The organism is Streptomyces sp. NPDC030820 (genome assembly GCF_055572075.1).
This window is the reverse complement of the sequence record NZ_JBVIEB010000014.1, coordinates 1-13,915: the sequence shown is the minus strand read 5'-3', so window position 1 is coordinate 13,915 and position 13,915 is coordinate 1. Positions and strand designations below refer to the sequence as shown.

Here is a 13,915-nt window from a genome sequence, read left to right as displayed (position 1 = left end):
TTGTCCGGGCAAGGGGTGCTGCTGTCCTGGCCTCGGGGGCCGCAAGGGGAGGACGGAAAGGTCATGGAGCTGATCGATCTGCGGGAGCACGGCGACGAACTGCGCCGCGACCCGCACGCGGTGTACGCGCGCCTGCGCGAGCGCGGCCCGGTCCACCGCGTCCGGCCACCGGGTTCCGACAGTGGCTACGAGAGCTGGCTCGTCGTCGGGTACGAGGAGGCCCGCGCCGCGCTCGCCGACCCGCGCCTGGCCAAGGACGGCAGCAGGATCGGCCTGACCTTCCTCGACGAGGACCTGATCGGCCGGCACCTGCTGGCCACCGACCCGCCGCAGCACACCCGCCTGCGCGGCCTCGTCGCTCGGGCCTTCACCATGCGCCGGGTCGAGCGACTGCGCCCGCGCGTCCAGCAGATCACGGACGACCTGCTGGACGAGATGCTCCCGGCCGGCCGCGCCGACCTCATCGGCTCCCTCGCCTACCCGCTGCCCATCACCGTCATCTGCGAACTGCTCGGGGTTCCGGAGATGGACCGCGACGAGTTCCGCAAACTGTCGACGGAGGTGGTCGCTCCGACCAGCTCGCAGAGCGAGTACGACGCGGTGGTCCGCCTCGCCGAGTACCTGAGGGAGCTGATCGAGGACAAACGGTGCGCCGGTCCGGGCGACGACCTGCTCAGCGACCTGATCCGCACCACCGCCGAGGACGGCGACCGGCTCTCGGCGGAAGAGCTGCGCGGCATGGCCTACCTGCTGCTGATCGCCGGCCACGAGACCACGGTCAACCTCATCGGCAACGGCGTCCTGGCGCTGCTCACCCATCCCGGCCAACTCGCGGCCCTGCGCGCCGACATGGGCCTGCTGGACGGCGCGATCGAGGAGATGCTGCGCTACGAGGGCCCGGTGGAGACCGCCACCTTCCGGTATGCCGCCGAGCCTCTGGAGATCGGCGGCATCCGGATCGAGCGGGGCGAGCATGTGATGATCGGCCTCACCGCGGCCCAGCGCGACGGCGCCCGCTACGCCGAACCGGACCGCTTCGACATCCGCCGCGACCCCCGCGGCCATCTCGCCTTCGGCCACGGCGTCCACTACTGCCTGGGTGCGCCCCTGGCCCGCCTGGAGGGCCGCACGGCCATCGGCACCCTGCTGCGCCGCGCCCCCGGCCTCACCCTCGACGGCCCACCCGGCGAATGGCTCCCGGGCCTCCTGATGAGAGGCGTCCGCACGCTGCCGGTGCGCTGGTAGCTCTTCGCCTGCCGGGCACCCGGCCGGCGCGCGTCCCGAGTCCCGGCCGGCGTGGGCCGGCGGTTCCGGCGGACCGCCGTACGGCACCCGTGCCAGGCCTCGGCTACGACGCCCGTACCCGGTCCGGGATCTCGGCCAGGGGCACCGGGCGCCGCTCCCGACGGGAGAGCTCGCAGGCCTCGGCCACCCGCAGAGCCTGCAGGGCCTCGTGGCCGTCGCACGGGTTGGGGCGCTCGCCGTGCACCACCTCCACGAAGGCGTTCAGCTCGGCCTCGTACGCGGGGCCGAACCGCTCCAGGAAGCCCGGCCACGGCTTGTCCGCCGGCGGTGGTCCGGTCGGCTCCGTGGACGCGAGCGGCGTACGGTCGTCCAGGCCCACCACGACCGTGTCCGCTTCCCCGGCCAGCTCCATGCGCACGTCGTACCCGGCGCCGTTCAGCCGGGTCGCCGTGGCCGTGGCGAGCGTGCCGTCCTCGAGCGTGAGCAGCGCCGCGCCCGTGTCGACGTCCCCGGCCTCGCGGAACATCGCGGGTCCGGCGTCGGACCCGGTGGCGTAGACATCGGTCACTTCACGGCCCGTCACCCACCGCAGCACGTCGAAGTCATGGATCAGCGTGTCCCGGAACAGCCCGCCGGACAGCGGCAGCCAGTCGGCCGGGGGCGGGGACTGGTCGCAGGTCATCGCGCGTACGGTGTGCAGCCGGCCGAGGCGTCCCGAGCGCACGGCCTCGCGGGCGCCGGCGTATCCCGCGTCGAAGCGCCGCTGGAACCCCATCTGCAGAATCGTGCCCGCCGTCTCCACCTCGGCGAGCGCCTGCAGCGTGCCCGGCAGGTCGAGCGCGATCGGCTTCTCGCAGAAGACCGGCAGGCCCGAGCGGGCTGCCCGACCGATCAGTTCGGCGTGGGCCGACGTCGCCGTGGTGATCACCACCGCGTCCACGCCCCACTTGAAGATCTCGTCCACACCCGGCGCCGCCGTCTCACCCAGCCGGTGTGCCAGTCCCTGCGCGCGCGCAGGATCCGCGTCCGTCAGGATGAGCGATCCGACCTCGCGGTGGCGGCTGAGCGTTCTCGCGTGAAGGCTGCCGATGCGGCCCGTACCGATGACCCCGATGCGCATGGAAACAAAGTGAGGGCGAAGCCCGTGCGCTGTCAATGCATATGTCCGGACAACCGGACTACACAACTTCCCGTCAACCGACCACGGGGCTACGCTCGGGCCCGTGCCGAAACCAGATGTGGACCCCACCGTGTCGCTCGACCTCCATGTGGACCGTAGCTCCCCGGTGCCGTTGTACTTCCAGCTCTCCCAGCAGCTGGAGGCCGCCATCGAGCACGGCAGCCTCACTCCGGGCAGCCTGCTGGGCAACGAGATCGAGCTGGCCGCGCGGCTCGGTCTGTCCCGGCCGACCGTCCGCCAGGCCATCCAGTCCCTCGTCGACAAGGGGCTCCTCGTGCGCCGCCGCGGCGTCGGCACACAGGTGGTGCACAGTCAGGTCAAGCGCCCGCTGGAGCTGAGCAGCCTGTACGACGACCTGGAGGCGGCCGGCCAGCGCCCCGCGACCAAGGTGCTGGTCAACTCGGTCGTGCCGGCCTCCGCCGAGGTCGCCGCCGCGCTCGGCGTCCCCGAGGGCAGCGAGGTGCACCGCATCGAGCGGCTGCGCCTCGCACATGGCGAGCCGATGGCGTACCTGATCAACCACCTCCCGCCGGGCCTGCTCGACCTGGACACCGACCAGCTGGAGGCCACCGGCCTGTACCGCCTGATGCGCTCCGCCGGGATCACCCTGCACAGCGCCCGCCAGTCCATCGGCGCACGCGGGGCCACGGCGGCCGAGGCCGAGCGGCTCGCCGAGGACGAGGGTGCCCCGCTGCTCACCATGCAGCGCACCACCTTCGACGACACCGGCCGCGCGGTCGAGTTCGGCGACCACACCTACCGGCCGACGCGTTACTCCTTCGAGTTCCAGCTGCTCGTCCGGCCCTGACCCGCGACCGTGCTCGTCGCAATGTCCGGACATTCGGAGGGGCGGGTGCTCCCCGGCTGTGTCATGAGTGTCACCCGTGTTCGATACTGAAGCGTTTGGGGCCGCTGAGCTGATCACCGGCCCCTTCCGTACGTACGAACACAGCAAGAAGGGGCACTGCCTCGTGGCACGGTTCAGGACCTGGGCGGTCATCGCGCTGACAGGGGCACTTTCGCTGTCCCTCGCGGCATGCAGCAGCACCGGCGGCAAGCGGGCCGAGGACGCCCGCAAGGCCGCCGCGGCCCAGGGGAGAGCGGCGGTGAACACGCCTCGCTGGACCTTTGCGATGATCACCCACTCGGGAGACGGCGACACCTTCTGGGACATCGTGCAGAACGGTGCCAGGCAGGCCGCCGTCAAGGACAACATCGACTTCCTGTACTCGCACGACGACCAGGCCCAGCAGCAGGCGCAGCTGGTGGACGCGGCGGTCGACAAGAAGGTCGACGGCATCATCGTCACCCTCGCCAAGCCGGACGCCATGAAGGCCGCCGTGGCCCGCGCGGAGAAGGCCGGAATCCCGGTGATCACGGTGAACTCCGGCTCCGCGGAGTCCAAGGCCTTCGGCGCCCTCACCCACATCGGCCAGGACGAGGCGATCGCCGGCGAGGCCGTCGGCGACGAGCTGAACAAGCGCGGGAGGAAGAAGGCCCTGTGCGTGCTGCACGAGCAGGGCAACGTCGGCCACGAGCAGCGCTGCGACGGCGTCGCCAGGACCTTCCACGGCACCCTGCAGAAGCTGTACGTCAACGGCACCGACATGCCCGACGTACAGTCCGCCATCGAGGCCAAGCTCCAGGCCGACGACTCCATCGACTCCGTCGTCACCCTCGGCGCCCCGTACGCCGACACCGCCGTGAAGGCCCGGGGCGACGCGGGCAGCAAGGCCGAGATCGACACCTTCGACCTCAACGCCCAGGTCGCCGCCGAGCTGAGGAACGGCACCCTCGGCTTCGCCGTGGACCAGCAGCCGTACCTCCAGGGCTACGAGGCGGTCGACCTGCTGTGGGCCTACAAGTACAACGGCGACGTCCTCGGCGGCGGCAGGCCGGTGCTGACCGGCCCGCAGATCATCACCAAGGACCAGGCCGCCGCGCTGGCCGCGTACACCCAGCGGGGCACCCGATGAGCACAGCCATTGATGAAAGGATTCTGCAGAGCTCGCCGCTCAAGAAGCTGCTCTCCCGGCCGGAACTGGGCTCGGTGGTCGGCGCCCTCGCCGTCTTCGGCTTCTTCGCCTGCGCCGCCGACGGTTTCCTGCGCGCCGCCAGCCTCAGCACGGTCCTGTACGCCTCGTCGACCATCGGCATCATGGCCGTACCCGTGGCACTCCTGATGATCGGCGGCGAGTTCGACCTGTCGGCCGGTGTCCTGGTGACGTCCTCGGCGCTGGTCTCCTCGATGTTCAGCTACCAGATGACGGCGAACACCTGGGTCGGCGTAGGAGTGTCCCTCCTCGTGACCCTGGCCGTCGGCGCCTTCAACGGCTTCATGCTCACCCGCACCAAGCTGCCCAGCTTCATCGTCACTCTGGGCACCTTCCTGATGCTGACCGGCATGAACCTCGGCTTCACCAAGCTGATCGACGGTACGGTGTCGACGAAGACCATCGGCGACATGGAGGGCTTCCCCTCGGCCCACGCACTCTTCGCCTCGACGCTCACGATCGGCGGCGTCGACTTCAAGGTCACGATCCTGTGGTGGCTCGGCCTGGTGGCGGTGGCCTCCTGGATCCTGCTGCGCACCCGCGCCGGGAACTGGATCTTCGCCGTCGGCGGCAACCAGGACGCGGCCCGTGCGGTCGGCGTCCCGGTCGCCAGGACCAAGATCGGGCTCTATATGGGCGTGGCGTTCGGCGCCTGGATCTCCGGCCAGCACCTGCTCTTCTCCTTCGACGCCGTCCAGTCCGGCGAGGGCGTCGGCAACGAGCTGATCTACATCATCGCGGCCGTGATCGGCGGCTGCCTGATCACCGGCGGCCACGGCAGCGCGATCGGCTCCGCCGTGGGCGCCCTCCTCTTCGGCATGACCAGCAAGGGCATCGTCTTCGCCGAGTGGAACCCCGACTGGTTCAAGTTCTTCCTCGGAGCGATGCTGCTCCTCGCGACCCTGCTCAACGCCTGGGTCAAGAAGCGCGCGGAGGTCAACAAGTGACTCTGGTCGAGCTGGCCGACGTCAGCAAGCACTACGGCACCGTCCGCGCCCTCGAAGGCGTTTCGCTGGAGGTCCACCCCGGCGAGATCACCTGTGTCCTCGGCGACAACGGAGCCGGCAAGTCCACCCTGATCAAGATCATCGCGGGTCTGCACCGGCACGACGGCGGCACCCTGAGCATCGAGGGTGAGGAGACGACCCTCTCCTCCCCGCGCGAGGCGCTGGACCGCGGCATCGCCACGGTCTACCAGGACCTGGCGGTGGTCCCGCTCATGCCGGTCTGGCGCAATTTCTTCCTGGGCTCCGAACCCCGCAGGGGCAAGGGCCCCTTCAAGCGCCTGGACACCGACTTCATGCGCCGCACCACCCGCGAGGCACTGCTGCGCATGGGCATCGACCTGAGGGACGTCGACCAGCCCATCGGCACCCTCTCCGGTGGCGAACGCCAGTGCGTGGCGATCGCCCGCGCGGTCCACTTCGGCGCGAAGGTCCTGGTCCTGGACGAGCCGACGGCGGCACTGGGGGTGAAGCAGTCCGGAGTGGTCCTCAAATATGTGGCCGCGGCACGCGACGAAGGCCTGGGCGTTGTCTTGATCACCCACAACCCGCATCACGCGTACCTGGTGGGGGACAGGTTCGTCCTGCTGCGGCGCGGCACAATGGTGGGCAATTGCACACGGGACGAGATCACCCTGGACGCGCTGACCCAGCAGATGGCAGGAGGATCCGACCTGGACGCCCTACGCCATGAACTGCAGCGTGATTGAGGGGCGCGGGGCCGCATCGATCAGCGGCTCCGCCGCGGGGCCCGACAAGCCGCAACGCACCCGCATCCGGCGAGGCTCGCGCCCCCCCTCTCCCGTCCCGTACGCGACCCACACCCACGGTGAGGCAGAATCGACGAACGATGAGCACCTACCGCGACCTCACCGCCCCCATCGGCTCCCGCAGGGCCCCCGTGCTCCGTACGGTCGGTACCAGGGAACGCCGCTCCCACCTGACAGCACCCCGTGTGCCGACCGTGGGCATCGACATCGGCGGCACCAAGGTCATGGCGGGCGTCGTGGACGCCGACGGCAACATCCTGGAGAAGCTCCGCACGGAGACCCCGGACAAGTCCAAGAGCCCCAAGGTCGTCGAGGACACCATCGTCGAACTGGTCCTGGACCTGTCCGACCGGCACGACGTGCACGCCGTCGGCATCGGCGCGGCCGGCTGGGTCGACGCCGACCGCAACCGCGTCCTGTTCGCCCCGCACCTGTCCTGGCGCAACGAACCGCTGCGCGACCGCCTGAGCGGTCGCCTCTCCGTGCCGGTCCTCGTGGACAACGACGCCAACACCGCCGCCTGGGCGGAGTGGCGCTTCGGCGCGGGACGTGGCGAGGACCACCTCGTCATGATCACCCTCGGCACCGGCATCGGCGGCGCCATCCTCGAGGACGGCCAGGTCAAGCGGGGCAAGTACGGCGTCGCCGGCGAGTTCGGCCATATGCAGGTCGTCCCCGGCGGCCACCGCTGCCCGTGCGGCAACCGCGGCTGCTGGGAGCAGTACAGCTCCGGCAACGCGCTGGTCCGCGAGGCCAGGGAGCTGGCCGCCGCCGACTCCCCGGTGGCCTACGGCATCATCGAGCACGTCAAGGGCAACATCCACGAGATCACCGGCCCGCTGATCACCGAGCTGGCCCGCGAGGGCGACGCGATGTGCGTGGAACTGCTCCAGGACATCGGCCAGTGGCTCGGCGTCGGCATCGCCAACCTCGCCGCCGCCCTCGACCCCTCCTGCTTCGTCATCGGCGGCGGGGTCTCGGCTGCCGACGACCTGCTCATCGGCCCGGCCCGGGACGCCTTCAAGCGCCACCTCACCGGCCGCGGCTACCGCCCCGAGGCCCGCATCACCCGCGCCCAGCTCGGCCCCGAGGCCGGCATGGTGGGCGCCGCCGACCTGGCCAGGCTGGTCGCCCGCCGGTTCCGCAGGGCCAAGCGCCGCCGGGTGGAGCGGTACGAACGCTACGAGCGGTACGCCCAGGCCCGACGTGACCGGGACACCGCATGACCGCCTCCCTGCCCCGCCAGGCCGCCCCGCCGCACGAGTCGCGCCGCCCCGCCGAGAACCCCCGGCACAAGGCCAGGCGCCGCGCGCTCACCCTGCTGATCATCGGCCTGCTGATCGGCGTACCGGCCGGCTACCTGGTGATCTCCGCGAACCAGAGCCGCAACAGCGGCAAGGACAAGGAGGCGAAGTACTCGGCGACCGGCCTGACCCCGGGCTGGCCGTCGAAGGTGCAGCGCCGCCTCTACCAGGTGACGGTCCCGCACCCGGCCGACTACATCGCCTCCTACGAGACGAACAACTGGAAGACCAGCCGCCTCTACGTGCAGTTCCGCACCAACGCCGCCGGCCTGGACAGCTTCCTGCAGACCATGGGCGCACGCCGGGACGAACTGAAGAAGAGCGACATCGCCATCGGCACCCGCGACCAGAGGGTCAGCGGCTGGCGCTTCACCGGCGCCGGACCCTGGTGGGGACTGACCCACCAGCAGAAGAACCCCGCGCCGACCCAGGACGTGGTCGTGAACATGTCCGACCCGAGGAACCCGATGGTCTACGTCGTCTCCCGCACGGTCCCGTAGCCGCAGCCCCGGGCGGTCCCGGGGCCGGTTGTCAGACCCCGCCCGTAGAGTCGAAGACGTCTGATCCGATACACGGGCGGGAGGTGGCAGGACGTATGAGCGGCGGCACAGCAGCGGTGGCCGAGCGCACGGGCGGCTCCGGGCAGGCCGGGAACCCGGTCCCGGTGCGCCTCGCGTCCGTCTACCTGCCGGCGCCCCTCCCGCGCGAGGGCCGCCTCGCCTTCTGGGACCCCGACGGCGGGTCCGTCGACGGCGACACGACCGAGATCACGGTCGTACGACGCCACGGTGCCACCGTCCGCCGCCGGCAGGTGCCCGCGCTGACCCTCCCGCTCGCCGAGGCCCTGCCGCTGCTGGTCCGGGCCCGCCGCGACCCGGCCGCCCATCCGGCCACGGCCTGCTGGGGCGCCGCCGCGCTGCACGCGCTGCGCCTGGTCGCCCGCGGCCGCCTGCTGCCGGGCCTGACCCCGGCCGGCCACGACGCCTGGCGGGCCGGCCCGCTGGAGCCCGCCGACATCGCCCACCTGCGCGCGGTCGCCGCGGCCCTGCCCCCGGAGGGCCACGCCGTGCCGCTCCCGGACCCGGGCCCGCTCCGGCTGCCCGAGCCGGAGGCCCTGATCCGGTCCTTCCTCGACGCGGTCGCCGACACCCTGCCCCGCACCCCGGCCGCCCCGTCCACCTCCGGCCGGCCCTTCGCCGCCCGGGAGCCCGTGGCGCTGCCCCAGGCCCATGAATGGGCGGCCGAGGTCGCCGCCGGCATGGACGCGGGCGTCCGGATCTCACTCCGCCTGGACCTGTCGGCGTACGACGTCTTCGACGCCGGCGAGCACGACGGCGCGCGCGCCGCAGGGGCCGCCATCGTGCAGGTGCACAGCCTCGCGGACCCCACCCTGGTGGCGGACGCGGCGGCGCTGTGGGCGGGGGAGGCCGACACGGCGTTCGGGCCCCGCTCGCGGGTGGACGCCGCGCTCGCCGTGCGGCGCGCGGCCCGCGTGTGGCCGCCCCTGGACCGGCTCGCCGAACAGGACGTGCCCGATGTGCTCGCCCTGTCCGAGGAGGAGCTGGGCGAGCTGCTCGGCGTCGCTGCCCCGCGGCTGGCCGCGGCCGGGGTCGCCGTGCACTGGCCCCGGGACCTCGCCCGCGACCTTACGGCCGCCGCGGTGGTCCGCCCGGCGCCCGGCTCGGCGACCGACGGCACCGGCTTCTTCGAGAGCGAGGAACTGCTCCGGTTCCGCTGGCAGTTGGCCCTCGGCGGGGATCCGCTCAGCGAGGCCGAGATGGACGCCCTCGCCGAGGCCCACCGCCCGGTCGTGCGGCTGCGGGACCGCTGGGTGCTGGTCGACCCGGCCCTCGTCCGCAAGGCCCGCAAGCGCGAACTGGGCCTGCTCGACCCGGTCGACGCGCTGTCCGTCGCGCTCACCGGCACCGCCGAGGTCGACGGCGAGACCGTCGAGGCCGTCCCGGTCGGCGCGCTGGCCGCCCTGCGCGACCGGCTCACCGCGGGCCTGCGCCCCGCCGCACCGCCCGCGGGGCTGGCGGCCACCCTCCGCGACTACCAGCTGCGCGGTCTCGCCTGGCTGGACCTGATGACCTCCCTCGGCCTCGGCGGCTGCCTCGCCGACGACATGGGCCTCGGCAAGACCGTCACGCTCATCGCCCTGCACCTGAAACGCGCCCGCACCGAACCGACCCTGGTCGTGTGCCCCGCGTCCCTCCTGGGCAACTGGCAGCGGGAGATCAACCGCTTCGCACCCGGCGTCCCCGTCCGCCGCTTCCACGGCCCGGACCGCACCCTGGACGGCCTCGACGGCGGCTTCGTCCTCACCACGTACGGCACCATGCGCTCCACCGCGGCCCGCCTGGCCGAACAGCCCTGGGGCATGGTCGTCGCCGACGAGGCCCAGCATGTGAAGAACCCCTTCTCGGCCACCGCCAAGGCGCTGCGCACCATCCCGGCCCCCGCGCGCGTGGCCCTGACCGGCACCCCCGTGGAGAACAACCTCTCCGAACTGTGGGCCCTGCTGGACTGGACGACCCCCGGACTCCTGGGCCCCCTGAAGTCCTTCCGCGCCCGGCACGCCCGCGCGGTGGAGAACGGCGAGGACCAGGAGGCGGTCGAGCGCCTGGCCCGTCTGGTACGGCCGTTCCTCCTGCGCCGCAAGAAGTCCGACCCGGGCATCGTCCCCGAGCTGCCGCCCAAGACCGAGACGGACCACCCGGTGCCGCTCACCCGCGAACAGGCCGCGCTGTACGAGGCGGTGGTGCGCGAGTCGATGCTGGCCATCGAGACCGCCGAGGGCATCGCCCGGCGGGGCCTGGTGCTGAAGCTGCTGGGCGCCCTGAAGCAGGTCTGCGACCACCCGGCGCTGTACCTGAAGGAAGACCCGCGCGCCGACCGGCTCCTCGCCCGCTCCGGCAAACTCGCCCTGCTGGACGAGCTGTTGGACACCGTCCTCGCCGAGGACGGCTCGGCGCTCGTCTTCACCCAGTACGTCGGCATGGCCCGCCTGATCACCGCGCACCTGTCCGCCCGCGCGATCCCGATGGACCTGCTGCACGGCGGCACCCCGGTCCCGGAGCGCGAGCGCATGGTCGACCGCTTCCAGAGCGGAGAGACCCCGGTCCTGGTGCTCTCCCTGAAGGCCGCCGGCACCGGCCTCAACCTCACCCGCGCGGGCCATGTCATCCACTTCGACCGCTGGTGGAACCCGGCGGTCGAGGAACAGGCCACCGACCGCGCGTATCGCATCGGCCAGACCCAGCCGGTCCAGGTCCACCGCCTGGTCACCGAGGGCACGGTCGAGGACCGCATCGCCGAGATGCTCACCGCCAAGCGCGCCCTGGCCGACGCCATCCTGGGCTCCGGCGAGGCGGCCCTCACCGAACTGACCGACCGCGAGCTGTCCGACCTCGTCTCGCTGCGGAGGCCGTCGTGACGGGCGGGGAACGCGGGGAACAGCGCCCCGGCGACGCCGCCCGCCGGGCCCTGCGGGAGGCGCGGCAGCGGGCGGAGGCCGAGCGGACCGGGGCGGACCGGACGGGGTCGGAGCGGGCCGGGCCCGAGCAGGATGGGCGCGAACAGGCCGCGTCGGAGCGCGCCGGATCCGAACAGGCCGGGTCCGGGCCGGCGGAAGCAGGGCGGGGGGAGACGGCCTCGGAGCAGGCGGTCTCCGAGCGCCCGGTCGACCAGGCCGGCACCGTGGAGCCGAGGCCCGCGGATGTCGTGCGGGCCGCCCTCCGGTCGGCCAGGTCGGCGATGCCCGCCCGGTCGGGCGCGGACGGCACGCCGGACGGGACCGGCGACTCCGCCGCATCCGCTGACGGCAGGACGACGGGGGCTCCGGCGCAGTCCGTTGCACAGACTGCTGGAGGAGGAGCGCTCGGCGCCATGGCGCGGTCTGCCGACGAAGACGGGCCCGGTGCCACGGCGCGGTCCGCGGGTGCGGCTGACCGGAGCACGTCCGGGCCCGCCCGTGCGGGTGCGCGAGACGTGCCCAGCGCCGCCCGCGCTGATGACCGTGACGTGCCCGGCACCGCCTGTGCGGGAGGGGGAGAGGTGTCCGGGGGCGCTCGTGTGGGGGATCGGGGCGTGCCTGGGGTCGACCGTATGGGTGACCGGGATGTGTCCGGGGCCGCTCGTGCGGGAGGGGGAGAGGTGTCCGGGGGCGCTCGTGTGGGGGATCGGGGCGTGCCTGGGGTCGACCGCGTGGGTGACCGGGATGTGTCCGGGGGCGCTCGTGCGGGTGGGGGAGAGGTGTCCGGGGGCGCTCGTGTGGGGGATCGGGGCGTGCCTGGGGTCGACCGTGTGGGTGACCGGGATGTGTCCGGGGCCGCTCGTGCGGGAGGGGGAGAGGTGTCCGGGGCCGCTCGTGCGGGAGAGGGAGACGTGTCCACGACCGCCCGTGCGGAACGGCCCGCGGTGCGCCCCGCCGACCTGGCCAGGGAGGCGCTCCGGTCCGCCCGCCGGGAGGCGCTGCGTGCCGAGGTCGAGGCGGACGAGGCCGCCGCGCGGGGCAAGCGGTCGATGGAACCCCGTACCTGGCGCGGGACGCGTGCGACCGGTGGCTCCGCCGCCACGGTGCCGCGCCCCGCGACCGCACCTGGACCGGACTCCCCGGCCGCCCGCATCAAGGCCGCCCAGGAGATCCGGCACTACCTGGCCAATGCCTTCCGGATGCCGACGTGGTCCGACACCCCGGAGGACGCGACCCCGGGCACGGACACCAGCGGCAGCGACGCCAGCACCGACACCACCGAGCCACGCCCCGTCACCACCCCCGCCGGATCAGGGCCGAGGGGGGACGAGTCGACGTCCCCGCACACGCTCCCCGCCACATCCGCTCCCACCAGCTCCGCCACCCCCACCCAACCGCACCACACGGCCCCCGCGCAGGCGTCCCCGTACCTGCCCGCCACCATGGCCACCCCCCACCGCGACTCCGAACTGCGGCGTACATTCCCGGAGTTCGCGCCCCGTGAGGCCACCGCCGAGGGCGCGCCGTTCGCCGGGACCTGGTGGGGCAATGCCTGGGTGGCCGCGCTGGAGCAGGGCGCGCTCGACCCCAAGAGGCTGGCGCGGGGCCGCGGTTACGCCGACCAAGGGCACGTCGACGCGATCACCGTGACCCCGGGGCTGGTGCTGGCGTACGTCCGGGGGAGCCGGCCCCGGCCGTACCGGGTACAGGTGCGGGTCCGCACGCTGGAGGACGCGGACTGGGCGCGCTTCCTGGACGCGGCCGCCGACCGGCCGGGGCACATCGCCGCGCTGCTCGACAAGGAACTGCCCCAGTCCCTCGCCGACTGCGGTGTGCCCCTGCTGCCCGGCCCCGGCGACCTCGTGCCGCGCTGCAGCTGCCCCGACTCCGGACACCCCTGCAAGCACGCGGCCGCGCTCTGCTACCAGACGGCGCGGCTGCTCGACGCCGACCCGTTCGTGCTGCTCCTGCTGCGCGGCCGGGGCGAGCGAAGCCTGCTCGACGCGCTGTCCCGGCGCAGCGCCGCCCGTGCGGCCCGCGCCGCTCAGGAGCGACAGCCGCAGTCCCTGCCGGGCGTACGCGCCGCTGATGTTCTGGCCCCGCGCGAACTCCCGCCGCTGCCCCCGCCGCTGCCGGCGCCCCCGCACCCCGAGCAGCCCCCGGTCTATCCGGCGGCGCCCGGCGGCCCGGACCCCTTCGCGCTGGACCAGCTCGCGACCGACGCCGCCGCCCGCGCCCACGCGCTGCTCGGCACCGGACGCGACCCGGTGGGCGAGCTGACCCTGTGGCAGGACGCGGTGCGGCTGGCCGCCGCCCGTCCCGGCTCCGGCCTCACGGCCACCACCCGCGCCCTCTACGCCACGCTCGCCACGGCCGTCGGTCGCCCCCCGGCCGACCTCGCGCGGGCCGTCGCGGCCTGGCGCCAGGGCGGGGCCGCCGGGCTGGCCGTGCTGGAGGAGGCGTGGGACCCGCCGGCCGGCCGCTTCGACCGGGCCCGCCCGCTGCTGCTCGCCGCCGACCTTCCGGCGTTCCGCCCCTGGCGCAACCGCCTCACCCATCCGCGCGGCCACGTCCAGCTCCGGCTGGGCCGCGACGGCCTGTGGTACGCGTACGAGTCGGAGCCGGGCCGGGACGACTGGTGGCCCCGCGGCACGCCCGACCTGGACCCGGTGGGCGCCCTGACCGGCCTCGGCACACCGGACGACGTCTGACCGCCGCGACGCGCGAAGGCCGGCGCCGGCAGCGGTAGTTGCTGCCGGCACCGGCCTTGCGATGCTGGGGTGCGTCGGCTCAGTACGCGGAGTTGACGTTGTCGATGGAGCCGTAGCGGTGGGCGGCGTAGTTGGCGGCCGCGGTGATGTTGGCCACCGGGTCGGTGACGCT

At 73.4% G+C, this 13,915-nt stretch carries 10 protein-coding genes and 1 pseudogene; 9 read left to right on the top strand and 2 right to left on the bottom strand.

Features of this window, described 5'->3' with window-relative positions:
* The first annotated feature begins 63 nt into the window (after nt 1-63).
* Nucleotides 64-1,245 (top strand): cytochrome P450 family protein, encoded by a 1,182-nt coding sequence (locus ACZ418_RS32705; RefSeq protein WP_468370337.1) that lies wholly within the window; start codon nt 64-66, stop codon nt 1,243-1,245.
* A 103-nt stretch (nt 1,246-1,348) separates the two neighbouring features.
* Here the strand turns inward: ACZ418_RS32705 and ACZ418_RS32700 are convergent, their stop codons facing one another.
* Nucleotides 1,349-2,365, bottom strand: a complete 1,017-nt coding sequence (locus tag ACZ418_RS32700; RefSeq protein WP_468370334.1) for a Gfo/Idh/MocA family protein — start codon at nt 2,363-2,365, stop codon at nt 1,349-1,351.
* A gap of 130 nt (nt 2,366-2,495) precedes the next feature.
* Between ACZ418_RS32700 and ACZ418_RS32695 the strand changes: the two genes are divergently transcribed.
* The 8 genes from ACZ418_RS32695 to ACZ418_RS32660 all read left to right on the top strand — a co-directional run bounded on the left by ACZ418_RS32695 (nt 2,496) and on the right by ACZ418_RS32660 (nt 13,743).
* A complete protein-coding gene (locus ACZ418_RS32695; RefSeq protein WP_468370738.1) occupies nt 2,496-3,233 on the top strand; it encodes a GntR family transcriptional regulator in 738 nt (245 codons plus the stop codon).
* A 163-nt stretch (nt 3,234-3,396) separates the two neighbouring features.
* Entirely contained in the window at nt 3,397-4,401 is a 1,005-nt protein-coding gene (locus ACZ418_RS32690; RefSeq protein ID WP_468370332.1) for a sugar ABC transporter substrate-binding protein, read from the top strand.
* Nucleotides 4,398-5,426, top strand: coding sequence for an ABC transporter permease (locus ACZ418_RS32685; protein WP_468370329.1), 1,029 nt, complete (start codon nt 4,398-4,400; stop codon nt 5,424-5,426). The genes ACZ418_RS32690 and ACZ418_RS32685 overlap by 4 nt, the downstream gene beginning before the upstream one ends.
* A complete protein-coding gene (locus ACZ418_RS32680) occupies nt 5,423-6,193 on the top strand; it encodes an ATP-binding cassette domain-containing protein (RefSeq protein WP_468370326.1) in 771 nt (256 codons plus the stop codon). The genes ACZ418_RS32685 and ACZ418_RS32680 overlap by 4 nt, the downstream gene beginning before the upstream one ends.
* A gap of 140 nt (nt 6,194-6,333) precedes the next feature.
* On the top strand, nt 6,334-7,479 hold the full coding sequence (locus ACZ418_RS32675) for an ROK family glucokinase (RefSeq protein ID WP_468370323.1): 1,146 nt from the start codon (nt 6,334-6,336) through the stop codon (nt 7,477-7,479).
* Nucleotides 7,476-8,057, top strand: a complete 582-nt coding sequence (locus tag ACZ418_RS32670; protein WP_468370320.1) for a sugar kinase — start codon at nt 7,476-7,478, stop codon at nt 8,055-8,057. The genes ACZ418_RS32675 and ACZ418_RS32670 overlap by 4 nt, the downstream gene beginning before the upstream one ends.
* A gap of 95 nt (nt 8,058-8,152) precedes the next feature.
* Nucleotides 8,153-10,993 (top strand): DEAD/DEAH box helicase, encoded by a 2,841-nt coding sequence (locus ACZ418_RS32665; protein ID WP_468370318.1) that lies wholly within the window; start codon nt 8,153-8,155, stop codon nt 10,991-10,993.
* A gap of 950 nt (nt 10,994-11,943) precedes the next feature.
* Nucleotides 11,944-13,743 carry an SWIM zinc finger family protein gene (locus ACZ418_RS32660; protein ID WP_468370315.1) on the top strand — a complete coding sequence of 600 codons (1,800 nt, stop codon included), beginning with the start codon at nt 11,944-11,946 and terminating at the stop codon, nt 13,741-13,743.
* A 79-nt stretch (nt 13,744-13,822) separates the two neighbouring features.
* On the opposite strand, the pseudogene ACZ418_RS32655 reads toward ACZ418_RS32660, so the two are convergent.
* Nucleotides 13,823-13,915, bottom strand: a pseudogene (locus ACZ418_RS32655) (transglycosylase SLT domain-containing protein); the annotation flags it as partial.

What these genes read in the sequence shown, in the direction of transcription:
- ACZ418_RS32705 (WP_468370337.1), top strand. Translation starts at nt 64, where the DNA reads ATGGAGCTGATCGATCTGCGGGAGCACGGCGACGAACTGCGCCGCGAC.
- ACZ418_RS32700 (WP_468370334.1), bottom strand. Translation starts at nt 2,365, where the DNA reads ATGCGCATCGGGGTCATCGGTACGGGCCGCATCGGCAGCCTTCACGCG.
- ACZ418_RS32685 (WP_468370329.1), top strand. Translation starts at nt 4,398, where the DNA reads ATGAGCACAGCCATTGATGAAAGGATTCTGCAGAGCTCGCCGCTCAAG.
- ACZ418_RS32675 (WP_468370323.1), top strand. Translation starts at nt 6,334, where the DNA reads ATGAGCACCTACCGCGACCTCACCGCCCCCATCGGCTCCCGCAGGGCC.
- ACZ418_RS32670 (WP_468370320.1), top strand. Translation starts at nt 7,476, where the DNA reads ATGACCGCCTCCCTGCCCCGCCAGGCCGCCCCGCCGCACGAGTCGCGC.
- ACZ418_RS32665 (WP_468370318.1), top strand. Translation starts at nt 8,153, where the DNA reads ATGAGCGGCGGCACAGCAGCGGTGGCCGAGCGCACGGGCGGCTCCGGG.